This window comes from Deinococcus indicus (genome assembly GCF_002198095.1).
GTDB lineage: Bacteria > Deinococcota > Deinococci > Deinococcales > Deinococcaceae > Deinococcus > Deinococcus caeni.
The window spans coordinates 79,671-104,612 of sequence record NZ_NHMK01000020.1 but is presented as its reverse complement, the minus strand read 5'-3'; the positions used below and the strand labels follow the sequence as shown (position 1 = coordinate 104,612).

Genomic DNA, 24,942 nt, shown 5'->3' with positions numbered 1-24,942 from the left:
ATGCTGCGACGACCTGAACCTGGTGCCCCATTCGACAAACGCCTCACAGCCGACACGCTGTCCGCGCTGCTGTCTGCCGGGCCGCGCCCGTTCGTTGAGGGGCAAGACGTGGACCTGTTCGACTCGATCGAGGAGTACCTGCGCGCGGTGCTGCTGTCCCCGGCGGCCCTGAGTCCCTACACCTACGCGGCCGCGCAGTACGCGACCAACCAACCAGACACCGGCTGGACGCTCCAGGGCACGCCCCTGACCGGCCCCCGCAGTCTGCTGTCCGCCTTCCCGCCCAACACACCGGGCGACTTCCGGTTCGGCGCGATTGTTGGCGGTCTCCCGGCGGCCGGTGCCGCCCACTCTCTCTTGGTCGATCTTCCCGGCGCCGCGCACGTCGCGCGGGTCTCCGCCCTCTTCCGCCTGGGCGGCACCACCTACGGCGCGGCCGGCAGCGGCGGCAGCGGCAGTTACTCGCGCCTGGAGTGCGCCGACACCCGCTATGACCTCGCGCTGATCGGCCCGGACGGCGCCACGGTGGCGGAGCTGCTGGACGCGGCACCGAAGGGCGGCCGTGTGCTGAGTAGCCGCAAAGTGGAGGTGTTCCTGGGCGGCCCCTTCCCGACATTCGCGGAGTTCCCCGACGTGGCCGCGCTGGATCTGCCGGTGGGCCGCGTCCTGCCCGGTGGGGCCTACACGCTGCGCTGGACGCTCCGGACGCCGCGCGCCCGCGCTGACCTGGGCGGCGGGCAGACGGCAGACGTGAACGCCTACCCGGTGGCCGGCGGGTTCACGGCGCACATACCGGCGCTGACGCCCTCCTCAGTGTGGCCGGACGGCTCCAGCAGTACCGGCGCCGTGGTGTTTGACCTGGATCTCTCCGTGCCGGTCACGTTGACCACCACAGCCACGGAGGCGCGCACCGCCGGCGCGCAGCTGATCCGCACGGCGGCGCCTCTCGGGCCGTCCGGTGCGCTGGCCTCCCGCTGGGTGCTGGAGTTCAGCCTGGATGACACGCCGGATGTGCGCGCCTGGGGCGGTCAGGTCAGCTTCCTGCCGACTGCTTACCCAGACGCGCGCCTGCATGACGAGCTGCCGCACCTCCTGAACATGACGGGGGGCAGCTACGCCGGAGAGAACGCCACGCTTGTCTATCAGGACAGTCTGGGCCGCGTGGATAACGTGCTGACGCTGATACACCCCCCACGCCGGGATGACAACCTGTGGTCGTTCGGCGTCCGGGGCGGCGAGCGGTGCCGCCTGGAGATGACGCGCCGGGACGCGCGGGTGCAGTTCGGCACGGGCGGCACGACGGCCGGATTCACGCTCACCCACCGGCTCTACAACGAGGCGGGCGAGCTGCTGCACACACTGGAGCAGCAGTTCCCCGGCTGGGTAGACCCGGCGGTCGCGTCTTGGCGGTTTGCGATCCTCACGCATCCGGGCCGCCGCTGGCTGCTGGGGAAACCGGCGCCGATCACCGTCCACCGCTGGCAGGAGTGGCGCGAGTGAGCTACGGCGCGTCCTGGGGCGTCTGGTGGGGCCTGAGCCTGGAGCGGGCGGCCTGGGCGTCCCTGCCGCCTGCCGTGATCCGTGACCAGGAGCGGGACGGCATCCTCCCCGCCGGCACGGCCGCGCAGCTGGGCGGCGTGGTGGTCAGTAAGCGCACAGGGCGCACCCTGCGCCCGGAGCTGGTGGTGTCGGCTGGCCCGTACCACCTGGGGCAGCCTGGGGGCGGCACGCTGGCCGAGCTGTACGGCGGGCGCTGGGCGCTGGGCCTGTACAAAGGCGGCCCGCGCCTGTACCAAGCACGCGCGGGTGTGTGGGTGGATCGTTCCGACCCTGACGCGCTGGGGGATCTGGTGGACGTGCGGCACGTCGCGCTGGCGTTCGATCAGGCGGCCCGTCCGGTGTTCGCCTGGGAGCGGGATGAACGGATCTACGTGCGTCAGTGGAACCCGGCTGTGCACGCCTACGTGACGCGCGGGCCGTGGGCTGGGCGTGAGCCGCTGCTGATGTGTGATGCCGTCCTCCACGGGGAGCCGAGTGTGTCAGACGTGGTGCTGATGCACCTAGACGGCGCGCAGCTGGTCGCACGGCATCAACGGGACAGTTACGCCGTCGCGGCGGCCGTGGTGGACGCGGTGCCGGACGGCGCGGTGCTCGACCAGATCATTCCCGGCCCGCTGGCGTGGCAGGCGGCAGGCGAGGCGGCCCGCGCGCCCCTCACGCTGCGCTCTGGCCTGTACCCGGCCTATCTGCGCGGGCAGACACGGGGCCGCGTGTCCGGCCTGAGTGGTGGCGCCCTGATGCCTGTCACGCGCCGCGTGAGCATGGCGGACGGTCACGCTTGGGGCGCCGTGGGTGGCCTGGAGAGTGGGGCGTTGGTGCCCTCGACTCTGATCCTCTCTGTACCTGCTGACCGCGCTCAGGGCGCCGTGACTGGCCTCCAGGGCGGCGCCCTGCGCCCCGCTGTGATCGTGACCACGGGCGGCCCGGACACAGCGCGCGGCACCGTATCCGGCCTGGCTGCCGGCGCCCTCGTGCGCGCTGTGATCGTCGTTTCTCGTGGCCCTGACGCGGTGCGCGGCACCGTGTCCGGCCTGACTGGAGGCTCCCTCAATGCTCAATGACAAACCCGTGAACGTGACCGTGGAAGGTTGGCTGCACTATCAGCTGCTCAGTGAGGGCGGGCTGATCCTGAAAGAAGGGGAGCAGCATAACCTCATCCTGAATAGCGGCCTGGACTACTACGCCGCCTACGGTATTCGCGGCTCCGTGGACGTGGCGCACGTCGGCACTGGCAGCACCGCGCCCGCTGTCACCCAGACCGGCCTCGCGGCGCCGCTGGCGACTACCCGCCAGATCGGCGTGAGCTACCCCCGCACCACCCGCACCGCTGAGGGGGTCTATAACTACGTGCTGGAGCGCGAGTTCGGATTCCAGGAGGCTAACGGCAACCTGACCGAATGGGGCTATGGGCCGAACGGTGCCGGGAACCTGAGCGTGCGTGAACTGTTCCGGGACGCGAACGGGAATCCCATCGTGATCAGCAAGGACAGCACGCAGAAGCTGCGCCTCACGTACACGCTGCAAATCACGGTCGGCCCGACCGCCCGCACGGCTGGCGCTGTCACCATCGACGGCGTAGGGACGCGCACCGGCTCGTATCACCTGTGCGGCGTGGGGGATCACGCGGGCGACCTGCAAATCGTGGACATGATCATGGTGGCGCAGATGCCCTCCGGCATGTTCGGGGGCCTCCAGAACGGCATGACCCTTCAGGGGGGCGCCGAGTGGCGCACGTCGGATTACAACCTGTGGCGCCATCTGGACGGCGGCACGTACACCAGCCCGAACGCGGGCAGCTCCCCGGCCTACGTGGCAGGCAGCTACACGCGGCAGGGGCAGACGTACAGCTGGGATACGTCCCAGTACAACGGCGCGGTTGTGGCGGTCACGATCCTGTGCGCCACCGATTACTACAACCGGCACGCCTGGGTCTGGTCGTTCGATCCGGGGCAGGAGTTCGTGAAATCCGACCTTGACCGCCTCACACTGCGCGGCCCGTCCGTGACGTGGGGGCGCGCGTGATCTCGCCCGGTGCGGTGCCTGCTGAGCTGGTGCAGCCCGCCCCGGTGCCCGTGCCGGTGCTGGCGGCTGGGGTGGCGCCGCGCAGCAGTGGCAGTGCCAACCATGTAGCGGGGAGTGTCGAAGGGGCAGTGACCAACTACCAGGATCTCAACGCCTGCGCTTGGTTCGTCGGGGGTGGCTGGGATCTGCGCGGCGGTCGTCGCCTGCGGCCCCGTGGCCTGTCCGGAACGGAAGATCGTGAAGAGCGACGTCGATAGGGGCCAGCAGATCCGCGTGGCGGCCGCGGGCGGCGCGCTGCTGGTCAGCGCGGTCCTCGCGCAGCGGATCGTCACGCAACGCTCAGCGCCGGTGGCCATCACGCCTCAACCAGCGGGACCTGCGGCCCCGTACACCAGTACTCCAGCCGTCCCCCGGCCTGCAGGAAGTGCTCCGTCACTGATTGACCGGTGTGAGGCGGCCATCCTGCGGGAAGTACCGGCCCGCCGGTTGTCACCAGTGGCCACCCGCACCCTGGCCATTCAACTCGTGACCGTCTGTGCCGAGGAGGGGTACCCGCTCGATTTAGCCTTCGGTCACGCGTACGCCGAAAGCAGCCTTCAGCTCACGGCGGTGAATCCCAGCAGCAAGGCGACCGGTCCCCTGCAGGTGACACCCATTGCCGCGCAGCAGGTCGGCGCCGCGTGGCCCATGACCACACCAGCCGCGCAGATTCGCGCGGGACTCAGGTACATGAAGTGGCTCCGGAGTGCCTACCCGGAATGCTCAGGGAGCGTCCGCGAAACCCTGCGGCACTACGGCATGGGCCGCGGCAACTGGCAGAAGTACAAGCGCGGCGAACTCACCTGCAGCACGCCCCTGTCCGTCGCACGCGCCGAACTCGGCTGCCCAGGCGCCCGCCCGTACTCAGCGACCGTCCTGGCCATCGCGCAGCGTCACCCGGAACTGAAGACCACCGCCTGGTGGGGGAGCTGACCCATGAACAAGACCGAACAGACCGTCCTGATCGGCAGCGGCCTGGTGGCCCTGGCCATCCTCGCCGGCAGCGTGATCATCGCCGAAAAACTCAGCCGCAGCCTGGAAGACAAGAACTTCTGGGCCGGCAGCAACATCCCGCAGGTGGCCGGCGACGTGCACGCCGTCACCGGCAGCCTGAACCAGCTGGTCACCAGCTGGACCCGCGCCTGAACCCACCCCCACTTCCCAGGAGAATCCCATGCCCTACAAAGTCGAGTACAAGCAAGGCGCCTTCACCCAGACCTACGCCGCAAATCTGCCCAGCAAAACTGCTGCCCAGACCGTGAAAAACGCCGTCATCAAAGGCATGAAAGCCAAGGATGCGGCGCGGGTCAAGATCAGCAAACACTGATGCAGCGACTGATCACCCGTAGGTGACGATCATTGCCTTCATGTGTGTCTCTCCTCTCAGCCGGTCGGATGGATTCCGGGGCCTTTGCCTGCCCGCTGTGTCGCGCTGGGCGGTCGGAGGGCAGTCTAGCGCAGCGTCGTGGGCGCGCTGGGGAGGGGGTTCAGGGCTGTGCTGGCGGGATGGGCCGCAGTTGCAGGGTGTACCCGAGGGCTTCGCGGCCCAGGAGGACGGTGCGCAGGTGGCCGTTCAGGGTGACGGTGCCGTCCTTGTCGTGCCGGACGAGGTACAGGTTGGCGCGGTGCGCGCCGTTCTCGTAGAGCTTCAGGGTGAGTTCCGTGCCGTCCACGAGGCGTTTGAAGGGGCCGCTTCCGGCGTAGACTTTGCGGCTCTCCAGGTTCACGAGGCTGCCGCTGGCGCGTCCGTCGCGTTCGACGAGGCCGAGGGTCAGGCGGTACGGGACGCGTCCGGTGGGGCCGACGCCGACGCCCTCGTACACGCCGCTGATCTGCCGTTCCAGGGAGGTGGTGGGCGGGAAGTACGCGCCGAACGCGCAGCCGCTCAGGGCCAGCGGGAGCAGCAGGGCGGCAGTCAGGGTGAGGGGGGCGGGGTGGCGGCGCATGGGCCGCAGCGTACGCAGCCCTCATGAAGCGGGCCTGATGCCGTGCGCCTGATGCGCTGCGGAGGGGGTCAGCGTTCGGCGCGCAGGGTCACGTTGTGCTTCACGCCGCTCACGGTCAGGGTGCCGCTCAGGAGGGTGTCCGTGACGGCCGCGCTCAGCAGGCCGCTGGCCCTGAGGGGCACGTTGCTGACCCCGAAGCCCAGCAGGCTGGCGTTCAGGCGGGGCGTGTCGCCGGGGTCGATGGTGGCGGTCAGGGTGGCCGCGCCGCCGGGTCTGGGCAGTTGCGTGCCGCGCAGGATAAAGGTGCCGCCGCTGGTCAGGTTGCGGTACTCGCCGCGCGCCTCGTGCGTGACGGGGTCCACGGTGTACGTCACGCGGATCTTCTGCGGGGTCAGCAGAAACCGCGCCTCGCCCGCGTACGAGTACACGGGCTGCGCGGCGGGTTGCGTGGCGGGGGCGCAGGCGGCCAGCAGGACGGCCAGTGGAAGGGCGGCGCGTTTCACGCAGGCTCCGTGGCGGGGGCGGTGTCGAGTGCGTGGGCCAGGGCCAGCAGCGTGTCGTCCTGCCCGTGCCGCCCGACGAGTTGCACGCCCACGAACGGCTGGCCGCCCGCGTGGTGCGCGGTGGGCAGCGCGACGGTCGGGGCGCCCAGCAGGCTGAACGGCGCGGTCAGGCGCAGCACGGCGCGGCGCAGCGGGAGCGGGCCGCCCGGCAGGTCCACCTCGTCCTGCCCGATCAGGGGGGGCGGGGTGGGGACAGCGGGGGCCAGCAGCACGTCGAAGGTGCCCAGCAGGGCGTCCAGCCTCTCGCGGTACGCGGCGCGGCGTGCGAAGGCTGCCTGCACCTCGTCGGCACTCAGGGCCGCGCCCTGCTGCAGCGCCGCCAGTGTGAACGGCAGGAAGCCCGGCTCGGGCAGGTTCAGGGCGTCCCGGTGAACGGTGGCCGCCTCGCTCAGCACGATGGGCGAGTACGCGTCCAGCACTTCCGGGAAGTCCACGGGCGTCACGGTCGCGCCCAGGCCCTCCAGGGTGCCCGCCACGCCCATCATGGCGGCGCGCACGTCCGGCGTGACCCAGCCGTCCGGCAGCCACAGGCCCACGCGCCGCCCCGTCCAGTCCTGCGGGCGCACGGACTGCCCGGTCAGGGCCTCGTGGACGCGGATGATGGTGCGCAGGTCGGCGGCCAGCGGCCCGGTGTGATCGCAGGTGCGCGACAGGGGCAGCACGCCCGCCTCGCTCCAGTCGGCGTGTCCCTTGGTGGGCTTGAAGCCCCGCACGCCGCACCACGCGGCCGGCACGCGGATGCTGCCGCCGGTATCAGTGCCCAGCGCGAAGTCCACCTGTCCCAGCGCCACGCTGACGGCCGCGCCGCTGCTGCTGCCGCCCGGTACGCACTCTGGCCGGGTGGGGTGCGTGGTCCCGCCGAACCCGTTGGCGCCCGTGATGCCCAGCGCGATCTCGTGCAGGTGCGTCTTGCCGGCCGCGCTGGCCCCCAGGTCCAGCAGGCGGCGCACCAGCACGCTCTGGCCGGGGTCCGGGACGGGCGCGCGGGTGCTGGCGTGCAGCGGCCAGCCGGGCACGCCGAACAGGTCCTTCACGCTGAAGGTCAGGCCCGACAGTGGCCCGCCGGGCACGCCGGGCAGGGGAGACGCGGGCCGGAACGCCCAGGCGCGCTGCGGGTCGCTGGCGTCTGGGCTGATGGCCTCCGGCGTGGTGGGGGTGCGGTGGTCGGGGCGGGCGGGATCGGTCACCCGCACAGCGTAGCGTCCCGGCGCGGTCCTGCCCAGGCGTTCAGAACGGCAGGATGGGCGCCTGTTTCCACTGCCCCTGCGACAGCGTGAACGGCCCGAACTGCTGCAATCCCAGCGGCCCGAAGTTCGCGGTGAACCCCCCGTCCACCCGGTACGTGACGAGCTGGCCGCGCGCGACCTTCAGGAACGACGCGGCGGTGTTCAGCGTGACCGGAATGGACAGGTCCGCCCGCTGGGTGCTCACGCCGCGCGCCGCGATGTCGACGTTCGGGAACGACACGTCCCCCACGGCCGCCCCGTCGATGATCAGGGCGCCCGCGATGTTCGCCATGCGCAGCGGCAGCGGGTTGGGGTTGGTGACCTCCAGGGTCATGCTCAGGTTCGCCACCGGCGCGCTGCCGAACCCGCCGGGCAGCGTCAGGCTGGTCAGCGTGACGTTCTGCACCTGCACCTGCGGCACCTGCACGATCTGTTGCAGGGGCGCGCAGGCGCTCAGGGACAGGGCGGCGGTGCTCAGGGCGGCGGCAGGCAGCAGGCGCATGGGCCCAGGCTACCCCGCCCCGCAGGCGGGAACCTGACCGGGCGCGTCAGCTTCGGCGCGGGTGCGGAGGCATGAAGGGGACAGGCGTGAACGTGCCAGTCGTGAAGGGAGCGGGGCTGGAGGCCGCCGGGCCGCTGCGCTACGCTGCCCGCATGCGACCCGCACCCCGTTCCGGCCGTTCCCGTTCGCTGTCCGCCACGCTCGGCGCGGCGCTGCTCGTGTCGTCCGCGCAGGCGGCCACGCTGGACTTCGGGGTGTCGTACCGCGCCCCGGACGCCGGACTGTGGGGGCGCGTGGGCGTGTCGGAACTGGACCTGCTGGGCGGGCAGGTGTCGGCCGCCGTGGGCAGCCGCGCGGCGCAGGTCGGGTACGCCCGCAGCCTCAGCCTGCCGCCGCTGGGCGCCGCGACGGCCCGCACGGACCTCGCCGTGACCTGGCAGGGCGGCGTGCGCCTGGACAGCCGCGCCAGCGCCGGGGTGGGGCCGGTCGCGCTGAACCTCGCGGGCGCGTACTTCACGGCGCCCGTCACGGACGTGGACCCGCTCGCCGCGTTCGCGCAGGCCCCGGCAGACCTGCGCGAACGCGGCTGGAACGCCTCACTGGGCGCCCGTTACCGCGTGGACCGTGACCTGATCGCCGTGGTGGGCGGCGAACTGGGCGCGCAACCGCAGCTGAGCGTGGGCGTGGAGGGCCGCCGCGTCCTGACGCGCCCCGTCACGGCGGAACCCGAAGCAGCAGAACCCGACGCGGTAGAACCCGACCCGACTGCTGCCCCTGAGACTGCTGCCCCGGAGGCTGCCCCTCCGGACGCCGCCGCCGATCCGGCCGGCCCTGCGACCGACACCCCGGACGCCGATCCCCTGGGTATGGACGACACCCTGCCGGACACCGAACCCACCGGCACCCTGACGTGGCGGGCGGGCGCGCTGGCCGGGCGGGACGTGCTGGGCCTGACCGGCGGCCTGACCTACGCCGCCGAGAGCGGCCTGAGCGTGGGCGTGGACGCCCTGGCGGGCCTGAACACCTTCGGCGTGACCGGCAGTCTGTCCGCGCCGGACCTGATCGGCGAGGGCAGCAGTGTGCGCCTGTACGCCGCCTACGAGCCGTGGCGGACGGTCAGCTCGCCGCTGAGGACCGGCCTGAGCGCCAGCCTCCCGGCGGGCAGCGGCACCCTGACCCTGGACGCCAGCGCCGGACGCACGCGGCAGGGGCAGGCGGGCTTCGGCGTGCGGGTCGGGTACACCCTGCCGCTGCCCTGAGGGTCCGCCCCCGCCGGGGGAGCCGCTGGCCGCTGCTGGACCGCTCGACTGTGTCCAGCAGCGCATTTTTCGTTCCGAGCATGAACTTCCCATCAGGCGCGCGGCCCCCTTCTCATGAGGGCGGACGGGATACTGACCGGCATGAAGAAGCTCTCCCTGACCCTCCTGACTCCCGCCCTGCTGGCCCTCGGTTCGGTCGCCGGCGCCCAGACCGCGCAGGACGTCATCAACCGGGTGGACGCCACCCAGAAGGCCGCCAGGGACGTGTCGTTCCGTCTCAGCGGGAACGCCACCCTGGACACCAGCAGCCAGAAGATCGACATGACCATCAAGGCCATTCCCGCGCAGAACGTCGCCCGCGTGCAGTTCGCCGCGCCGGACGCGCTGGCCGACAACGTGGTCGTGGCCGACAAGAACGAGATCCGTCAGTACCTGTACCTGACCAACCAGATCACCGTCACCAGCGCGCAGAAGGCCGCCAGCACCGCCGGCCTGAGCCTGGACTTCACGCAGCTCAGCAACACCGCCAGCATGCTCGGCAGCTACAACGTCAAGCTGCTGGGCACCAGCGGCAGCGCCGGCAAGCGCCTGTTCCAGCTGGAAGCCACGCCCAAGACCGGCGGCACCGACCGCACCCGCGTCTGGATCACCGAGGCCGGCTGGCGCCCCACCCGCATCCAGGTGCTGAACAGCGCCGGGAAGACCCTGGCAGACCTGAACGTCTCCAACTACCGCGTGAACGCCGGCCTGACCGCCACGGCCATCAAGGCCCTCCCGAAGGACGCGCAGGTCATCCGTCAGTAACCGCCTCTTCTGAACTGCAAGCTGCGGCGGCCCGGTGTCACAGGAACACCGGGCCGCCGCTTTCGCTGTCCGGACATGAAAAAACCCCCGCCGGGATGGGCGGGGGGTGTCGGTGAAACTCCGGGCGCGGCGTTCAGTTCAGGACGCGGCGGGCGCCGTCGTAACGGTTGGCCCAGTACGAGTTGGCGAACAGGGGTTCCACGACCGTGCGGCCCTTGTAGGAGTTGGCGTTCGCCATCATGCCGTCGCCCATGTAGATGCCGACGTGGCTGGCGGTGCGGCCCATGGTGTTGAAGAACACCAGGTCGCCGGCGCGCAGGTCGCGGCGGCTGACGGGGCTGCCGACGCGCCACTGGGCGGCGGCGGTGCGGGGCAGGTTGATGCCCATCTGGCGGAACACGTTCATGGTGTAGCTGCTGCAGTCGATGCCGCCGTTGCCGTTACCGCCCAGCACGTAGCGGATGCCCAGGTAGCGGGTGGCGGCCGCGCGGACGAACGTGCCTCCGCGGGCGGCGGGTGCGGCGGCGGTGGTGGCGCGTGCGGCGGAGGCACTGGCGGCGCCGCTGACCGTCAGTTTCTGCCCGACGTTGATGGTGCTGCTGTTCAGGCGGTTGAGTTTCATCAGCGTGCTGGCGTCCACGCCGGTGGCCTTGGCGATGGAGTACAGGGTGTCGCCGGCTTTGACGGTGTAGGTGGCGGCGCTGGCGGTGCCACTCAGGGCAAGGGCGGTCAGGAGTACGTGGGAGAGTTTCATCGACGCCCGAAGTTTAGCGTGCCTTTATTTATTTGTCCTTCATTCATGGAGAAACCGGCCTCCGGTATGCGCCTATACGGCGTCTATGCGTCCGGCCACAGCTGTTCATGAGGTCATCCGGGGGGGTGAGCTTCAGCTTTCTCAGAAAGTGGCTCATCCGGGGCGGCGGGCGTCCCTGCGCTGTCAGGCACGTCCGATCCGGATTGCCGGGTTTTTCACCGGCTCACTAAATACTCATGATGAGAAGGCCGACTGACCGCTCCACGCCACCTGCTCCACAGCCGGAGGGTCGGTCCTCGCCACACCGCTCCGGAAACAGGTCAGGCGCGGCAATCGGGCCGGCCCCTCCGACCCGGCCGGACAGGAAAGCCGGCGCCGCGCGGCCCTGTGCCCAGCCCCGGAGCGGCCCCTGTGCCCGCTGCCGTGGCCGCCTCCGCCCGCCGGGAACTGGCTTATACTCGGCATCAGCACTCCCGACCCACTGGCCCCGCCCGGGCCCCACCAACCCATCACGGTGCATTGGAGGACAGCATGAAGGAAACCATGACCACCGAACAGATCCAGACCGGCCTGAAGCATTACCGCCGTATCGCCCGTCAGGACATGCTGCGCGCCGCCGAGACGCCGCACCCGGACGCCTTCCTGAAACACGCCGAGAGCCGCCGCGAGATCTACGCCCGGCTCGGCACGCACGCCGAGACGCACGCCCCGGACGACGTGATCGCCCACGCGCTCGACCTGTACCGCGCGCTGCCCTTCGTGACCGGCACCCCCGAACACGAACACCCGGACGTCAAGGGACAGGAGAACGCCCTGGAAAACTTCTTCCTGCTCGTCGGCCTGGACCCCAAGACCCGCCGCGAGGCGCGCAGCAAACGCCCCAAACTGGCCGCCGCGCAGGCCGGCTGACCACGCGCCCGCAGGGGACGCCCCGCACGGACCGGGGGCGTCCCCTGCGCGCCGTTACAGACCGCTGGCCCCCCGCCCGATCTATCCTGAGGACGTGACCGACCCGTCCCCACCCACCACGCTGACCGGGCTGGAGGGACGCAACCGGGCCTGCCGCGCCTGCCACCTGCGGCCCGGCTGCACGCAGGTCGTGGTCGCCGAGGGCCGCGCCGACGCCCCGCTGCTGATCGTGGGGGAAGGCCCCGGCGCGCACGAGGACCGCGAGGGCCGCCCCTTCGTCGGGCCGGGCGGACAGCTGCTGGACCGCATCCTGCACGCCGCCGGCATCGCGCGGGACGAGGCGTACCTGACCAACGTCGTCAAGTGCCGCCCCCCCGGCCACCGCGACCCGCTGCCGCACGAGGCCCGCACCTGCGCCGCCCACTGGTTGGAACCGCAACTGACGCTGCTGCGCCCCCGCGTGATCCTGGCGGTCGGGCACACGGCCGCCACCTACCTGCTGGACACCCGCCTGAACATGGGTGCCCTGCGCGGCCAGTGGTTCCGTTACCGGCACGACGACGGCCAGGGCGGCACGTACACCGCCCACCTGATGCCGCTGCTGCACCCCGCGTACCTGCTGCGCCGCGACACCCGCGCGCCCGGCGGTCCCAAGAGCCTCACGTGGCGCGACATCCGCGAGGCGGCGGCCGTGCTGCGCGGCCTGCACGAACCCCAGGCGTTCGCTGATCCCGCCCCGCCCGACATGCAGGGCCAGCCGGGCCTGTTCTGACCCCGCCCCGGTCTGCCCCGCCCGTACCGTCGCCGGGCGGACACCTGCCCGCGCCGCTGCCCGCTATGCTCGGCGCATGTCACACCCGGAATTCGTTGGACTTGTCAATTCCCTGCAGGCGACCGCCGAGGCGGCGCTGGGCGACCTGAACGCCGCGACCGCCAGCGCCGCCCGCGACGGCCTGCTGGAGGAACGCCGCGCCCGCCAGACGGCCGAACGCAGCCTGAAACTCCTGACCATGCTGGCCGAGAAGACCCGTGGGAACCTCGACTTCACCGAGGCGGACCTGCTGACGAACGCCATCGGCAGCGTCCGGGAGCGCCTGAACGCTGCCCCGCAGGGCGGCGCGGCGCAGAACTGACGTGCGCGCCACCCTGCAACGCGTGACCCGCGCCACCTGCACGGTCGAGGGCGAGGTCACGGGGCAGACCGGCCCCGGCCTGCTGGTCCTGCTGGGCGTCGCGCCCGGCGACACCGAGGAGACGGCCCGCGCCCTGGCCGCCAAGATCGCCAAACTGCGGATCTTCAACGACGAGAACGGCAAGATGAACCGCAGCGTCCAGGACATCGGCGGCGGCGTCCTGAGCGTCAGTCAGTTCACGCTGTACGCCGACACCCGCAGCGGCAACCGCCCCAGCTTCACCGGCGCCGCGCCGCCCGAACAGGCCCGCGCGCTGTACGGCACCTTCAACGCCGCGCTGCGAGGGCTGGGCCTCCCGGTCGGCGAGGGCGTGTTCGGGGCGCACATGGTCCTCGACCTGACGAACGACGGCCCCGTCACCCTGACCCTCGACCTGTAGCGCGCAGGCCGGTGCCGTCCGGATGGGTCGTCCTTCCGGCCTTCTCACGCGCGGGGCGACTATCATGCGGGGCATGAACCGCCGCTCCCTGCTGCTGACCGCGCTGCTCCTGACGGGCGGCGCGTCGGCCTACACCGTCAAACCCGGCGACACCCTGTTCTCCATCGCGCGGGCCAACGGCACGACCGTGGACGCCCTGCTGAAACTCAACGGCCTGAGCAGCCCCGCCCTGAACGCCGGGCAGCAACTGCGGCTGCCGGGACAGGCGGCCACGCCCGCCGCGCCCGCGCTGCCCGCCCCGCTGCCGCCCGAACAGCTGGCGCCCACGCCCGCCACCGCCCGCATCGCCGGGGTAAACGTCACGGTGCCCGGCAGCCTGCGCATGGGCGAGGCGTTCACCGTGCAGCTCAGCGGCGCGCGGGCCGCGCAGGCCACCGTCCGTTTCCCCAGCGAGATCGGCGAGGACGTCCGGCAGCCCAACGAGATCCTGAAACCCGTCGGGGCGGCCGGCGAGTACGTCGTGCCGGGCCGGGTCGTGCTGGGCAAGACCACCCCGGTCGTGTACGAGGTCAGCGTGGGCGGCGAACTCGTGCGCGGCCGCATCCCGGTCGTGGGCCTCGACCAGCCCATCCAGCACCTGAACCTGCCGCCGCAGGTCAGCGGCGTGTTGCAGGACCCCGCCCGCAAGGCCGAGGACGCCCTGGTCGAGAAGGCCTACGCGCGGCGCACCCCGCAGGCCTGGGCGCGGCCCTTCGCGCCGGCCCTGAAGGGCGCCGCGCCCACCAGCAGTTCCTTCGGGCAGCCGCGCACGTACACGGCGGGCGGCCCGGTCGCGTACCACTTCGGCACCGACTACCCCGCAAAGGCCGGCACGCCCGTCCTGGCTGTGAACGACGGCACGGTCGTCATCGCCGGGCGGTACCCGGTGCGCGGCGGGCTGGTCGTCATCGACCACGGAGCGGGCGTGACCAGCCTGTACTTCCACCAGAGCCGCGTGACCGCCAGGGTCGGGCAGAAGGTCACGCGCGGCGACAAGATCGGCGAGGTCGGCAACACCGGCCTGAGCGCCGGCGCGCACCTGCACCTCGAGATCCGCGTGCGGGGCGAGGGCACCAACCCGGCGAGCTGGATGAACCGCCTGTGGCCCCGCTGAGTCCATCCGTGGCCCGGCCGGGCGGCGCTATGCTCCGCGCATGACCTCCGCGCCCGGCCACTCCACAGGCGACCTGCCCCGCACCGGCGAGCTGCTGATCGTCACGCCGCACCCCTCCGGGCAGCTCCCGGCGGACGTGCTGCGCGACATGCTGGGCGACGACGCCTTCGACACGCCCCGCCGCGAGGCGTTCCTGCGCCGCCTGTTCCTGGACGGCGACCCGTACACGGATCTGCTGTTCAGCGTGCCCGGCGCCCGCCACGCCCAGGCGCCCTGGAGCCGATTCGCCGCCGACCTGAACCGCGACCGCGACGACCGCGACGACAACGGCGTCCTGAAGGTCATGGGCTTCGACCGCGCGCCCCTGTACCCGGCCGGCTGGACGCCCGGCGAGGCCACCCGCGAAACGCGGCTGCGGCGCATCTGGGACCCCTTCGACGCCCAGCTGAGCACCGAACTGCGCGGCGCGGCCCTCATGATCGTCGGTCACTCCATGGCACCCACCGGTCCCGCGCTGGGCAACGACACCGGCACGCCCCGCCCCGCCATCTGCCTGATGCCCGGCACACCCGCCCAGCCCACCTTCCCGCACGCCCTGTGGAGTGAACTGCAACGCGCCTGCCAGGACGCCTTCGCGCCCATCATCGATGCCAGCCCCGACCCGCGCGTCACGATCGGGGAACCCTGGGCGACCGACACCCTCAGCCGCACGCACCGCGAACGCAGCGGCGTGCCCGCCTTCGGCATCGAATTCAACGCCAGCCTGTACCTGCAGGGCGGGCAGCCCATCGACCCGGCCATCCGCGCCCTGAACGCCGCGTTCGGCGTGTTCGCGCACGCCGCCCTGAACCTGCTGCGCTGAACCTGCTGCCCTGCTGAGGTCTGCCCTCTACCGGATCATCAATGGTGCGGACAGGTTCATCACTTCAGGGCAGACCAGCGATGAACACGCCGTGTTTGCCCCTCCCCCTTGAGGGGGGAGGCTGGGAGGGGGTGACAGAAGACGTGTTCCAAGCCTGTCCCGTCTGACGCTGGAACAGTGTCCGCACCGTTGATGATCTGAACTGCTGTTTGTTTCGCAAGCAATCCGGAACTTCACTGCCACTGCCGGCTTCACGTCCGGATGGGCGTGTTGCTTCCACTCTGCGGGGCAGCTCTCCGAGTCGCTTCGCTAGGACCCAGCGGGCTGTGCAGCCCATTCAATCGGAGTCCCGATCAGGCGTCTCTGGTCGCCAGTTCCCGGATGACGCCCAGCAGCGCCTGCGCCGCCGCCTGATCGGGCACGCCGGTCAGGGCCTCTTCCAGCAGGGTCAGGCCCTCGCGCGCCAGGGCGTCGGCGGTGGCCTGCGCGTGGGCGACGCTGCCGCTCTCCAGCAGCCACCCGTGAATCTGCGCGATCACGGCCGGGTCTTTGGCGGGCCGGTCCAGGTGCATCTGCGCCAGGAACACCTCGCGCTGCTCGCGCGGCGCGTGCGCCAGCCAGCGCAGCACGATCAGGGTGCGTTTGCCTTCCAGCAGGTCCCCGCCGATTTCCTTGCCGTACTTCACGGGGTCGCCGTTCAGGTTCAGCACGTCGTCCCGGATCTGGAAGGCCGCGCCCAGCGCCAGCCCTGCCGCGTGGAACCCGGCGTGCGGCTGCGCTCCCGCCGCCAGTGCGCCCAGTTGCAGCGGCACGACCACCGTGTAGTACGCGGTTTTCAGGCGGACCATCTGCAGGTAGTCCTCCTCGCGCAGGTCCCAGCGGCGGCCCTCCACCCAGCACAGGTCCAGGTGCTGCCCCTCCGCCGTGCGGTGGATCATGTCCAGGAACGCCTGCATTCCGCCCGGCACGCCCGAGCGGTGAACGGCGGCCCACATGTAGGCGTGCAGGGCGTCCCCGGCATTGATGGCCAGCGGCACGCCGTGCAGGCGGTGCAGGGCCGGGCGTCCCCGGCGTTCCTCGCTGTCGTCCTCGATGTCGTCGTGGATCAGCACCCAGTTCTGGAACATCTCCAGACCCGTCGCCAGCCACAGCGCCGCGTCCCAGGGCGTGCCCGGCGCGGGCGCCGCGTCCGGCTGGGCGCCGTGCGCGCGGGCGCTGGCCAGCAGCAGTTCGCTGCGGATACCCTTGCCGCCACGTTCGGGGTAATCGCGCAGCATGCCGTAGAACCCGGTCAGTTCCGGACGGTCCGACCGTTCGGGCAGCAGCGAAAGCACACGGGACAGCAGATCAGCACGCATCGCCGCGCAGTCTAGAGCAGTTCCCGCAGCTGCGAGGAACGCCGCCTGCATGGTGTGACACATGAGATGCGGACAGGACTGTCCCCCCGAGCGTACCCGGAGGGACAGTCCTGTCCGCCGGGGTGGGCCAGCATGAGGGCATGACCTCCGAACCGACCCGCCTGCCCGCGCCGGACCGCGCCGCCCGCCCCCGCCGCTCCCTGCCTGCCGTGACGGCGCGCACCCTGACCGCCGCGCTGCTGGTGGGCGGGCTGGCCCTGGGGACGGCCGCGCTGGCCCAGACGGCCGCCCCCGCGCCGGCCCCCGCCACGGCCCAGGCGGCCGACGCCGACCGGACCGTGACCCTGCGCCCCGCCCTGAGCGGCGAGCGGCGGTACCTGACCATCCCGAACTTCGGCCGGGTCGCGTACTACGCCGACGACCGCGGCCAGGGCCGCCCGCTGATCCTGACGAGCAGCGTGAACGCCGCCGCCAGCGCCTACGAGATGAAACCCCTCTGGGACGCCTACGTGGGCACCCGCCCGGTGTACGCGCTGGAATGGCCCGGATTCGGCAGCAGCGACCGCCCGGACGTCACGTACACCAAGGAGCTGATGACGGCCGCCCTGAACGCCCTGATCGAACGCCTGAACACCGACGTGGACGTGGTTGGCCTGAGCCTGGGCAGTGAGTTCGTGGCCCGCGCCGCGCTGCTCGACCGGCGGGTCCGCAGCGCCGCCCTGATCAGCCCCAGCGGCCTGGGCAACCCGCGCGGCGGCACCCAGGAAGCCACCGCCGACGACGGCGGCCAGCAGCTCTACAACCGCCTGAACGCCTTCAGCACGCCGCTGTACGCGGTCATCCGCACGCGGCCCAGCATCCAGTACTTCCTGAGCCGCTCGTTCCGGGGGCCGGTGGACGGCGGTCTGATCGACTACTCGCTGGACACCACCCGGCAGCCCGGCGCGAAGTACGCCCCGATCTACTTCATCAGCGGGCGCCTGTTCACGGCCGACGCCTACGCCGACCTGTACAGCCGCCTCAGCATTCCCACGCTGGTCCTGTACGACCAGGACGGTTTCGTGTCCTTCGACCGCCTGCAGGAGTTCACGCTGCGCAGCGGTGCCCGCGCCGTGAGGATCGAGGGTACCGACGGCCTGCCGCACTTCGAGAAACTCCCCGAGGTCCGGGCTGCGCTCGACGCCTTCTGGGCCGCGCAACCCTGACCCCCGTCCGCACGTCCGGAGGACCACTCCCTCCCCCGGCGGGGGCGGTCCCCTCACCCCCGCACATGAAGGCAATTGCCGGTACGCGCTGGAGTCGGTTCAATTATCGTGACCTGAGCCGATGGACACCGCACCCCCCGCCCTCTCTCCGCTGGACACCGCCTGGGAAGCCCGCGACGCGCAGCCGTCCCTGACCCGCGCGCTCATCCAGCCGGAACTCGGCGGCCCGGACGACCCGCAGGCCGGCGTGATCGCCGCGTACCTGCTGTGGCGCGACGGGGCGCTGCCCGACGCGGTCGAACGCGTCACGCTCAGCCTCAACCGCCTCAGGCTCGGGCCGCCCAGCGTCTGGACCGGGCGGGGCCTGAACATCCTCGCGGCGCTCCAGAGCCAGCTGAACCGCCCGGACCTGGCCGTCTCGCTGTACCAGGAGCAGGTGGACCTCGCCCGGCACATCCGCGACCCGGAACTCTCCGCGACGGCCCTGCACGACCTGGGCGTCGAACTGCGCTTCAGCGACCCGGAACGCGCCCGCCAGCACATCACCGAGGCGCTCCTGATCTTCCAGGGCATGGACTACGCGCACGGGGTCGCCGTCGCCCACGCCAACCTCGCCGACTTCGCCCAGCGGGCCGGTGACCACCACGCCACGCTGCACCACACCGCGCAGGCCATGGCCTTCCCGTTCATGGACCAGCAGCCCACCCTGGAAGTCGAGGTGCAGGCCGCCCGCCTCCACGCCCTGATCGCCCTGAACGACCCGGCCGCCGCCGACGCCCGCGCCCGCCTGGAGCAGTTCAGCGGCTCGCACACCAACCCGGAGGTGCAGATCACGGCGCGCCTCGCCCTGGCCCGCCACGCCCCCCCGGACCGGATCGTCACGCTCCTCACGCCCGCCGTGGACACCGCCCGCCTGCTCGGCGAGCACGTCAACCTGCCGGTCCTGCACGAGGAGCTGAGCGCCGCGCACGCCGCCCTGGGCGACCACGCCGCCGCCCACCACCACCTGAGCGAGACGCTGCGGCTCGAACGCAGCCGGCACGCCGCCGAACGCCGCCAGAACCTCCAGAGTTTCGAGGTCCTGCACCGCATCCAGGCGCTTCAGGAGATCGCCGAACAGGAACGCCACCGCAACGACGAACTGAACGTCCACCTTCAGGAACTCCGCGCCCTGAACCGCCGCATCCGCGAACTGAGCCGCACCGACCACCTGACCCAGCTCACCAACCGCGAGCACCTCTTCCACGAGGGCGAACGTCTCGCCGCCGCCAGCAGCCCCCCGCGCCCCCTGGCGGCCGCCATCATCGACATCGACCACTTCAAACGCATCAACGACACCTGGGGCCACCAGCTGGGCGACACCGTCCTGCAACACACCGCGCAGCTGATCCGCAGCGTCGCCCGGCCCGGCGACGTCACCGCCCGCTACGGCGGCGAGGAATTCATGATCCTGCGCCCTGACGCCAGCGCCGCCGACCTGGCCCTCACCTGCCAGGAGTTGCAGCGCCGCATGCACGCCCACCCCTGGCAGGACATCATCCCGGACCTGCGCGTCACCCTCAGCATCGGCGTGGCCGACACGGCCCGCGCCGACCCCCCGGACTTCGACGCGCTGGTCGCCGAGGCCGACCGCCGCCTGTACACCGTGAAGAACGCCGGACGCGACCACATCCGCGCCGAAGCCTGAACGTCACCTCAAGCCCACCCCTCACGGCCCCTCACGCGGACCTGACACCCTGGGGGCATGACCCTGCTCTCCGTCATCGGTTTCGTCATCCTGCTGCAGGTCATCACCGGCGTGGCCCTGGGCCTGTGCGTCGCCTACCTCGCCCTGCGCGGCCCCCGCCACAGCCTGAACACCACCCGCCAGCTCAGCCGCTACCCCACCCCGCAGGTCTGGAAGGCCGCCGAGCCCGCCCAGCGCACGCCACAGGCCAGCGACTGAACCGGACTGCCGGCGGGTAGCTCGCGGGGAATCCGGGTAGACGCAGAGGCGCGAGGGCGCGCTGAAGCCGCAGGCGGCCCCACTGCCCGCAGGGGACCGGTGGGGCCGCGCCGGTGGGGTCGTCAGCGGACGACGATGTTGATGATGCGGCCCGGCACGTAGATCTCCTTGACGATCTCCTTGCCTTCCATGAAGCGCGCGACGTCCGGGACCGCGCGGGCGGCGCTCAGGGCTTCTTCCTGGGTGGCCGATTTGCTGATCGTGACCTGCCCGCGCACCTTGCCGCTGACCTGCACGCCCATCGTGACGGTGTCGCGGGTGGCGGCCTGCTCGTCGACCTCGGGCCACGCGGCGGTGTGTACGCTGCCGTCCTGACCGCGCCCGGTCCAGATTTCCTCGGCGATGTGCGGCACGACCGGGGCCAGCAGGCGCACGAAGATGTCCAGCGCCTCGTCCCAGGCGGGCGTGCCGAACGCGGGGGCGCGCTTGGCCTTGACCAGGGTGTTCGTCAGCTCCATCAGCGCGGCGACGATGGTGTTGAAGCTCAGGCGTTCAAAGTCGCCGTCGATCTTCTTCAGGGTGCTGTGCACCGCGAAGCGCAGGTCGGCCTCGCTGATCGTCTCGGCCGGACCGGTGGGCTTCTCCTCAAAGTACAGATTCCACACGCGCGACAGCCACTTGGCAGGACCGTTGATGCCCTGCGGGTCCCACGGGCCGCCCAGTTCCCACGGGGCGATGAACATCAGGTACGTGCGCACGGTGTCCGCGCCGTACTCGCGCACCAGGTCGTCCGGATCGACGACGTTCCCGCGGGACTTGCTCATCTTCTCGCCATCCTCGCCCAGGATCATGCCCTGGTTGCGCAGCCGGGCGAAGGGCTCGCTGTGCTTCGTCAGGCCCATGTCACGCATGACCTTCACCCAGAAACGCGAGTACAGCAGGTGCAGGATTGCGTGCTCGATCCCCCCGGTGTACAGGTCCACGGGCATCATGGGGTCCTTGGCGGGGTCGAAGGGGCCCTCGTGATAATCGGGGCTCAGGTAGCGGTACATGTACCAGCTGGAGTCCACGAAGGTGTCCATGGTGTCCGTGTCGCGCTCGGCCGGGCCGCCGCAGACGGGGCAGGTGGCGCTCATCCACTCCTTATCCAGTTTCAGGGGGCTCTGGCCGGTCGGGGTGAACTCCACGTTCTCGGGCAGGCGCACGGGCAGCTGGTCCTCGGGAACGGGCTGCGCGCCGTGCTCGGGGCAGTGGACGAAGGGAATCGGGGTGCCCCAGTAGCGCTGGCGGGCGAACAGCCAGTCGCGCAGGCGGTACGTGGTCTTCGCCTTCGCGATGCCGCGCGCCTCCAGCTGCTCGACAATGCCAGCGATGCTGGCCTTCCCGCCGCTCAATCCGTCGAACTCGCCGCTGTTCACGATGACGCCCTCGCCGGTGTACGCCTCCTGGGCGTCAGGGGCCATCGGCTCGCCGCCCTCTGGCCGGATGACTTCCGTGATCTCCAGGCCGAAGCGGCGGGCGAAGGCGAAGTCACGCTCGTCGTGCGCGGGCACCGCCATGATGGACCCGGTGCCGTACGTGACCAGCACGTAGTCCGCCACCCAGATCGGCAGCTGATGACCCGTGATGGGGTGCGTGGCGAAGCTGCCCGTGAACACGCCGGTCTTCTCGCCCTCCTGCTGGCGCTCCACGTCGGTCTTGCGGCCCGCTGCCGCCACGTACGCCTCGACCTCGGCGCGCTGCTCGTCGGTGGTCAGGTCCGCCACCTTGGCGTGCTCGGGGGCCAGCACCATGAACGTCGCGCCCATCAGGGTGTCCGGACGGGTCGTGAAGACCGTCTCCGGCCCGGCCGGCGTGTCGAAGGTCACCTCGGCGCCCACCGACTTGCCGATCCAGTTCGTCTGCATCAGCTTGACCTTCTCGGGCATGTCGGCGCCGCTGAAGTCCAGCAGTTCCTCGGCGTAGTCCGTGATCTTCATGTACCACTGGCTCAGGTTGCGTTTCTCGACGGCCGTGCCGCAGCGTTCGCAGTGGCCGTTCACGACCTGCTCGTTCGCCAGCACCGTCTGGTCCTTCGGGCACCAGTTCACCAGACCGCCCTTCTTGTACACCAGCCCGCGCTTGTAGAACTCGATGAAGAACCACTGGTTCCAGCGGTAGTACTCCGGGTCGCAGGTGGCGAACTGGCGGCTCCAGTCGATCATGGTGCCCATCGCCTGGAACTGCCCGGTCATGCGCTCGATGTTCGCGTACGTCCAGGTCGCCGGGTTGGTGCGGTTCTTGATGGCGGCGTTCTCGGCGGGCAGACCGAAGGCGTCGAAGCCCATCGGGAACAGCACGTTGTACCCGCGCATCCGCAGCCAGCGCGCCCGCGCGTCCGGCGCGACGTTCGCGTACCAGTGCCCGATGTGCAGGTTTCCGCTGGGGTACGGGAACATCGTCAGGGCGTAGAACTTCTCGCCCGGCGCGTCCTCGTCGAACCTGTACAGGCCGCTCTGCTCCCAGGCGTTCTGCCATTTCTTCTCGATGGCGTGCGGGTTGTAGCGCTCCATGCGCGGCTCGGGAATGTTGATGGGGTGCTCGTTGTTCATCTGGGCTCCTTCGGAAGGGTGATGGGTAAAAGTTGACGGTTGATGGAAGCCGTTGCGTCTGCCAGTGCTGAAGCTGGTCTATCAACCACCGACCATCCACCATCACCAAAAAAAACGCCCCGGCAACCAGCCGGGGACGCTCGAACGGACCGTTACAGTCAGTCGAGGCGTCCCCGGATGGTAAGCGCAGAGCGGATCATGCCCGGAAGTGTAGCGCACCGGCCCGCCATTCGTCACGCCGGCCGGCGCGGGCCGGTCAGCGGGCCGGGGTGCTGCTGAGCGTCACGAGCGTTCCCGCTCCCTGGTGCGCGGCGAGGTACAGCACCCGCTCGCGGCCGCGCGTCAGGACCACCTCGAACTGCACGCCGTCGTCGGGCCGCGCGGTCAGTTGCGTGAACCCCCCGGCCTTCAGGACGTCCAGCACCGCCTCGGGCTGCCAGTCGGGAAAGGTGAACTGCTCGACGCGCGTCTGACCGGCCCGCACCTCGGCCCGCACGCTGCGCGAGTCCGGACATCCGGGCGCCGCGCCCGGCGGGACCGCGCCCAGCTGCCACACCTGTCCGGGCTGCGCGAAACAGTACAGCTCCCCGCGCCAGCGTGCCCCGGACTGCCACCACCCGGCCGCGCCCGCCAGCACCGCCAGCGCCGCGACCACTCCCACCGTTCGTCTCATGCCGCGCAGGCTATCCCGGCCCCCCGTGCGCCGCCCAGGGGTGTTCGGCCCCCAGCCCTGGCAGAGCCTGACGGCCCGGCCCGAACGGGTGGCAAAGCCCGTTCAACCGGAGTCCGTCTCATCCCAGCGGCGGGGCGAGTAGGCACAGCGCGCCCAGGGTCAGCAGCGCGACCGGCGCCAGCGCCCCCACCCCGGCCGCGCCGCACAGGGTTCCCAGCAGCGCGGGGGCCAGGGCGGCGCCGAACGCCGCCTGCCCCGCCCCCGGCTGCCCGCCGACCAGCCACGCGTGAACGGCGTGCGCCGCCCAGGGGCTCAGGAGGGCTGCCAGGGCCACCGCCGGACCGGCCCCGGCCAGCAGCGCGCCCAGCAGGCACAACGCGCCCAGGCCGACGCCGGCCGGGAGCGACGACAGCAGCCGGGCCGTCCGGGCGTCCAGCGGCACCTGGGCGGGTGGGACGGGGGGCCGCAGTTCCAGCGTGACGCTCAGCGGAAGCGCCGCCAGCACCGGCACGCCCGCCGCCAGGGCCGCGCCGCCCAGCAGGGCCGGCAGCAGCCGCGACGGGCGGCCCAGGAGGCTCAGGGTCGCGCGCCACAGCAGCGCCCCGGCGGGTGTGGCGCGGCGCAGCGGGGGAGACCAGGGGCGCCTGGGCCGGTGCCCGTCGGCCGTCATGACCGGGGCGGGCAGCTCCAGGCGGCGCGCGCCGGTCCGCAGCGCCTGGATGTCCAGTTGCCGGTGCAGGCGCGGGGGCAGGTCGGCGTGCAGGGCGCGCCGCCACGTCCACGCGGCGACCACGCCGGTCAGGGCCGCGCCGACCGGCAGGAGTGCCGGGTGCAGCAGGCCCGCCAGCGGCAGCAGCGTCCCGGCCAGCAGGACCGGCGCTGGCCGCCCGGTCAGGCGTGCGGCGTGCGCTCCGGCCTGCACGAGCGGCACCCCGAGCGTCAGCAGGGGCAGGGCCGTGGCGAACGCCCAGCTTCCGGCGTACCACGCCAGCAGCGCGCTCCCGCCGGCGAGTCCGGCCAGCAGCCACGGCGCGGCGCGGCGCAGCAGCGGCCACAGCAGCGCGGCCCACGGCGCGGCGGGCGAGCGCAGCCAGGTCAGGTCCGCGCCGGACAGGACCAGCGGCGGGCGGCCGGACCGGGCGCTCAGGGCGGCCAGCAGCAGGCCCGCGCACACCACGGGCAGCAGCAGCGTCAGCGGCAGGTCCAGCGGCGCGGGTCGGTACGTCTGCCACAGGCTGACGAGCGCGATCAGGGCCGCGCCGCCCAGGTACGCGGCCATCAGCGGCAGTCCGGCGGCCCGCCACGCCCCCCAGGTCTGCCGCCACGCGCGGCGGGTCGCCAGGGCCTGCGCGGCCCACACGGCCCGCTCTGGCCGACCGGGTCGGGCGTTCACGCCACGTCCAGCGTCAGCGTGCGGGGCCGCAACGGGGCCAGTTCGTCCCCGTGCGTCGTGACGATCAGCGCCCCGCCCGCCTGCGCCCGCGCCTGGATGGCCCGCAGCAGCGCGGCCCGCGCGGCCGTGTCCAGCGTCCCGAACGGTTCGTCCAGCAGGGTCAGCGGCAGGCCCAGGCCCAGCGCGGCGCTCAGGGCGACCTTCTGGCGGGTGCCGCGCGACAGGTCCTGCGGCCACGCGTCCAGCCAGCGGTCCAGTCCCAGCGTTCCGGCCAGCGCCAGTAGCGGCCCGGCCGGGCGGGACCACAGCGCCGCCGTGAAGTGCAGGAACTCCCCGGCGTTCAGGTCGTCCGGCAGGGGCGCGTCGGTCGACACCCACGCCGTCGCCGCCCGCGCCGTCCGGCTGCCCGGCACGTCGCCCGCGATCCGCGCGCCCTCCACGCCCGCCTGCTCGCCGGCCAGGGCGCGCAGCAGCGTCGTCTTGCCGGCGCCGTTCGGGCCGTGCAGGTGCAGCACCTCGCCCGCCCGCAGCGTCAGGCCCGGCAGGAGCGCCAGCGGACGCCCGGCGACCAGCAGCGGACCGGGCGGCACGAACAGGGCCGGCAGG

The 24,942-nt window shown here is 71.8% G+C and carries 26 protein-coding genes and 1 pseudogene; 17 read left to right on the top strand and 10 right to left on the bottom strand.

From position 1 onward, the window contains the following. The 6 genes from CBQ26_RS13320 to CBQ26_RS21930 all read left to right on the top strand — a co-directional run bounded on the left by CBQ26_RS13320 (position 1) and on the right by CBQ26_RS21930 (position 4,948). A complete protein-coding gene (locus tag CBQ26_RS13320) occupies positions 1-1,500 on the top strand; it encodes a hypothetical protein (RefSeq protein ID WP_143342107.1) in 1,500 nt (499 codons plus the stop codon). Next, positions 1,497-2,621, top strand: coding sequence for a hypothetical protein (locus CBQ26_RS13315; RefSeq protein WP_088249113.1), 1,125 nt, complete (start codon positions 1,497-1,499; stop codon positions 2,619-2,621). Before CBQ26_RS13320 ends, CBQ26_RS13315 begins: the two co-directional genes overlap by 4 nt. Continuing rightward, positions 2,611-3,582: a hypothetical protein gene (locus tag CBQ26_RS13310; protein ID WP_088249112.1), complete on the top strand. Its 972-nt coding sequence runs from the start codon at positions 2,611-2,613 to the stop codon at positions 3,580-3,582. Before CBQ26_RS13315 ends, CBQ26_RS13310 begins: the two co-directional genes overlap by 11 nt. Positions 3,583-4,077: 495 nt before the next feature. Then, positions 4,078-4,554: a transglycosylase SLT domain-containing protein gene (locus tag CBQ26_RS22215; RefSeq protein WP_088249110.1), complete on the top strand. Its 477-nt coding sequence runs from the start codon at positions 4,078-4,080 to the stop codon at positions 4,552-4,554. A 3-nt stretch (positions 4,555-4,557) separates the two neighbouring features. Next, positions 4,558-4,767, top strand: coding sequence for a hypothetical protein (locus CBQ26_RS13295; RefSeq protein ID WP_088249109.1), 210 nt, complete (start codon positions 4,558-4,560; stop codon positions 4,765-4,767). 28 nt (positions 4,768-4,795) lie between these two features. Next, positions 4,796-4,948, top strand: a complete 153-nt coding sequence (locus CBQ26_RS21930; RefSeq protein ID WP_172418073.1) for a hypothetical protein — start codon at positions 4,796-4,798, stop codon at positions 4,946-4,948. Between the two features lie 160 nt (positions 4,949-5,108). Here CBQ26_RS21930 and CBQ26_RS13290 read toward each other — a convergent pair whose 3' ends face one another. The 4 genes from CBQ26_RS13290 to CBQ26_RS13275 all read right to left on the bottom strand — a co-directional run bounded on the left by CBQ26_RS13290 (position 5,109) and on the right by CBQ26_RS13275 (position 7,858). Beyond that, the gene (locus tag CBQ26_RS13290) at positions 5,109-5,567 is read right to left on the bottom strand and encodes a hypothetical protein (protein WP_088249108.1); all 459 of its coding nucleotides are present in this window, start codon (positions 5,565-5,567) and stop codon (positions 5,109-5,111) included. A 68-nt stretch (positions 5,568-5,635) separates the two neighbouring features. Continuing rightward, positions 5,636-6,070 (bottom strand): hypothetical protein, encoded by a 435-nt coding sequence (locus CBQ26_RS13285; protein WP_088249107.1) that lies wholly within the window; start codon positions 6,068-6,070, stop codon positions 5,636-5,638. Next, entirely contained in the window at positions 6,067-7,317 is a 1,251-nt protein-coding gene (locus CBQ26_RS13280) for an amidase (protein ID WP_373297122.1), read from the bottom strand. The genes CBQ26_RS13285 and CBQ26_RS13280 overlap by 4 nt, the downstream gene beginning before the upstream one ends. Before the next feature lie 40 nt (positions 7,318-7,357). After that, the gene (locus CBQ26_RS13275; RefSeq protein WP_088249106.1) at positions 7,358-7,858 is read right to left on the bottom strand and encodes an LEA type 2 family protein; all 501 of its coding nucleotides are present in this window, start codon (positions 7,856-7,858) and stop codon (positions 7,358-7,360) included. Positions 7,859-7,929: 71 nt separating this feature from the next. Between CBQ26_RS13275 and CBQ26_RS13270 the strand changes: the two genes are divergently transcribed. Both CBQ26_RS13270 and CBQ26_RS13265 read left to right on the top strand, forming a co-directional pair. Further along, a complete protein-coding gene (locus CBQ26_RS13270; RefSeq protein WP_143342105.1) occupies positions 7,930-9,117 on the top strand; it encodes a hypothetical protein in 1,188 nt (395 codons plus the stop codon). Positions 9,118-9,258: 141 nt separating this feature from the next. Continuing rightward, positions 9,259-9,921: an outer membrane lipoprotein carrier protein LolA gene (locus CBQ26_RS13265; protein ID WP_088249104.1), complete on the top strand. Its 663-nt coding sequence runs from the start codon at positions 9,259-9,261 to the stop codon at positions 9,919-9,921. Between the two features lie 133 nt (positions 9,922-10,054). Here CBQ26_RS13265 and CBQ26_RS13260 read toward each other — a convergent pair whose 3' ends face one another. Further along, complete coding sequence (locus CBQ26_RS13260; RefSeq protein WP_088249103.1) at positions 10,055-10,675, bottom strand: C40 family peptidase; 621 nt, start codon at positions 10,673-10,675, stop codon at positions 10,055-10,057. Positions 10,676-11,206: 531 nt separating this feature from the next. Here CBQ26_RS13260 and CBQ26_RS13255 point away from each other — a divergent pair. From CBQ26_RS13255 to CBQ26_RS13230, 6 genes are all read left to right on the top strand, one after another. Further along, positions 11,207-11,584 carry a hypothetical protein gene (locus tag CBQ26_RS13255; RefSeq protein ID WP_088249270.1) on the top strand — a complete coding sequence of 126 codons (378 nt, stop codon included), beginning with the start codon at positions 11,207-11,209 and terminating at the stop codon, positions 11,582-11,584. Between the two features lie 94 nt (positions 11,585-11,678). Next, positions 11,679-12,356 carry a uracil-DNA glycosylase gene (locus CBQ26_RS13250; protein ID WP_229844051.1) on the top strand — a complete coding sequence of 226 codons (678 nt, stop codon included), beginning with the start codon at positions 11,679-11,681 and terminating at the stop codon, positions 12,354-12,356. Between the two features lie 76 nt (positions 12,357-12,432). After that, on the top strand, positions 12,433-12,717 hold the full coding sequence (locus tag CBQ26_RS13245) for a DUF1844 domain-containing protein (protein WP_088249101.1): 285 nt from the start codon (positions 12,433-12,435) through the stop codon (positions 12,715-12,717). 1 nt (position 12,718) lies between these two features. Then, complete coding sequence (gene dtd, locus CBQ26_RS13240; RefSeq protein WP_088249100.1) at positions 12,719-13,156, top strand: D-aminoacyl-tRNA deacylase; 438 nt, start codon at positions 12,719-12,721, stop codon at positions 13,154-13,156. 73 nt (positions 13,157-13,229) lie between these two features. After that, a complete protein-coding gene (locus CBQ26_RS13235) occupies positions 13,230-14,309 on the top strand; it encodes a LysM peptidoglycan-binding domain-containing M23 family metallopeptidase (protein ID WP_088249099.1) in 1,080 nt (359 codons plus the stop codon). 40 nt (positions 14,310-14,349) lie between these two features. Next, positions 14,350-15,171 carry an N-formylglutamate amidohydrolase gene (locus CBQ26_RS13230; RefSeq protein ID WP_088249098.1) on the top strand — a complete coding sequence of 274 codons (822 nt, stop codon included), beginning with the start codon at positions 14,350-14,352 and terminating at the stop codon, positions 15,169-15,171. A 353-nt stretch (positions 15,172-15,524) separates the two neighbouring features. On the opposite strand, the gene CBQ26_RS13225 is transcribed toward CBQ26_RS13230, so the two are convergent. Next, entirely contained in the window at positions 15,525-16,529 is a 1,005-nt protein-coding gene (locus tag CBQ26_RS13225) for a polyprenyl synthetase family protein (protein ID WP_088249097.1), read from the bottom strand. A gap of 140 nt (positions 16,530-16,669) precedes the next feature. Between CBQ26_RS13225 and CBQ26_RS13220 the strand changes: the two genes are divergently transcribed. The 3 genes from CBQ26_RS13220 (at position 16,670) to CBQ26_RS13210 (ending at position 19,679) form a co-directional block, all read left to right on the top strand. After that, positions 16,670-17,734, top strand: coding sequence for an alpha/beta fold hydrolase (locus CBQ26_RS13220; RefSeq protein WP_088249096.1), 1,065 nt, complete (start codon positions 16,670-16,672; stop codon positions 17,732-17,734). Between the two features lie 121 nt (positions 17,735-17,855). Next, positions 17,856-19,421 carry a GGDEF domain-containing protein gene (locus CBQ26_RS13215; protein WP_088249095.1) on the top strand — a complete coding sequence of 522 codons (1,566 nt, stop codon included), beginning with the start codon at positions 17,856-17,858 and terminating at the stop codon, positions 19,419-19,421. Between the two features lie 57 nt (positions 19,422-19,478). After that, positions 19,479-19,679, top strand: a complete 201-nt coding sequence (locus tag CBQ26_RS13210) for a hypothetical protein (RefSeq protein WP_088249094.1) — start codon at positions 19,479-19,481, stop codon at positions 19,677-19,679. A 122-nt stretch (positions 19,680-19,801) separates the two neighbouring features. Here CBQ26_RS13210 and leuS read toward each other — a convergent pair whose 3' ends face one another. The 4 genes and pseudogenes from leuS to CBQ26_RS13190 form a co-directional block, all read right to left on the bottom strand. After that, positions 19,802-22,270 (bottom strand): leucine--tRNA ligase, encoded by a 2,469-nt coding sequence (gene leuS / locus CBQ26_RS13205; protein WP_088249093.1) that lies wholly within the window; start codon positions 22,268-22,270, stop codon positions 19,802-19,804. Between the two features lie 256 nt (positions 22,271-22,526). After that, positions 22,527-22,943 carry a hypothetical protein gene (locus tag CBQ26_RS13200; protein ID WP_088249092.1) on the bottom strand — a complete coding sequence of 139 codons (417 nt, stop codon included), beginning with the start codon at positions 22,941-22,943 and terminating at the stop codon, positions 22,527-22,529. 118 nt (positions 22,944-23,061) lie between these two features. Further along, positions 23,062-24,336 (bottom strand): hypothetical protein, encoded by a 1,275-nt coding sequence (locus CBQ26_RS13195; RefSeq protein WP_143342104.1) that lies wholly within the window; start codon positions 24,334-24,336, stop codon positions 23,062-23,064. Further along, positions 24,333-24,905, bottom strand: a pseudogene (locus CBQ26_RS13190) (ABC transporter ATP-binding protein); the annotation flags it as partial. The pseudogene CBQ26_RS13190 and the gene CBQ26_RS13195, both read right to left, overlap by 4 nt. Positions 24,906-24,942: the final 37 nt, after the last annotated feature.

Bases quoted from the DNA above. Each gene is read 5' to 3' on its own strand.
- CBQ26_RS13320 (WP_143342107.1), top strand. From the start codon at position 1: ATGCTGCGACGACCTGAACCTGGTGCCCCATTCGACAAACGCCTCACA.
- CBQ26_RS13310 (WP_088249112.1), top strand. From the start codon at position 2,611: ATGCTCAATGACAAACCCGTGAACGTGACCGTGGAAGGTTGGCTGCAC.
- CBQ26_RS13295 (WP_088249109.1), top strand. From the start codon at position 4,558: ATGAACAAGACCGAACAGACCGTCCTGATCGGCAGCGGCCTGGTGGCC.
- CBQ26_RS21930 (WP_172418073.1), top strand. From the start codon at position 4,796: ATGCCCTACAAAGTCGAGTACAAGCAAGGCGCCTTCACCCAGACCTAC.
- CBQ26_RS13290 (WP_088249108.1), bottom strand. From the start codon at position 5,567: ATGCGCCGCCACCCCGCCCCCCTCACCCTGACTGCCGCCCTGCTGCTC.
- CBQ26_RS13275 (WP_088249106.1), bottom strand. From the start codon at position 7,858: ATGCGCCTGCTGCCTGCCGCCGCCCTGAGCACCGCCGCCCTGTCCCTG.
- CBQ26_RS13270 (WP_143342105.1), top strand. From the start codon at position 7,930: ATGAAGGGGACAGGCGTGAACGTGCCAGTCGTGAAGGGAGCGGGGCTG.
- CBQ26_RS13265 (WP_088249104.1), top strand. From the start codon at position 9,259: ATGAAGAAGCTCTCCCTGACCCTCCTGACTCCCGCCCTGCTGGCCCTC.
- CBQ26_RS13260 (WP_088249103.1), bottom strand. From the start codon at position 10,675: ATGAAACTCTCCCACGTACTCCTGACCGCCCTTGCCCTGAGTGGCACC.
- CBQ26_RS13255 (WP_088249270.1), top strand. From the start codon at position 11,207: ATGAAGGAAACCATGACCACCGAACAGATCCAGACCGGCCTGAAGCAT.
- CBQ26_RS13245 (WP_088249101.1), top strand. From the start codon at position 12,433: ATGTCACACCCGGAATTCGTTGGACTTGTCAATTCCCTGCAGGCGACC.
- CBQ26_RS13235 (WP_088249099.1), top strand. From the start codon at position 13,230: ATGAACCGCCGCTCCCTGCTGCTGACCGCGCTGCTCCTGACGGGCGGC.
- CBQ26_RS13230 (WP_088249098.1), top strand. From the start codon at position 14,350: ATGACCTCCGCGCCCGGCCACTCCACAGGCGACCTGCCCCGCACCGGC.
- CBQ26_RS13225 (WP_088249097.1), bottom strand. From the start codon at position 16,529: ATGCGTGCTGATCTGCTGTCCCGTGTGCTTTCGCTGCTGCCCGAACGG.
- CBQ26_RS13220 (WP_088249096.1), top strand. From the start codon at position 16,670: ATGACCTCCGAACCGACCCGCCTGCCCGCGCCGGACCGCGCCGCCCGC.
- CBQ26_RS13215 (WP_088249095.1), top strand. From the start codon at position 17,856: ATGGACACCGCACCCCCCGCCCTCTCTCCGCTGGACACCGCCTGGGAA.
- CBQ26_RS13210 (WP_088249094.1), top strand. From the start codon at position 19,479: ATGACCCTGCTCTCCGTCATCGGTTTCGTCATCCTGCTGCAGGTCATC.
- leuS (WP_088249093.1), bottom strand. From the start codon at position 22,270: ATGAACAACGAGCACCCCATCAACATTCCCGAGCCGCGCATGGAGCGC.
- CBQ26_RS13200 (WP_088249092.1), bottom strand. From the start codon at position 22,943: ATGAGACGAACGGTGGGAGTGGTCGCGGCGCTGGCGGTGCTGGCGGGC.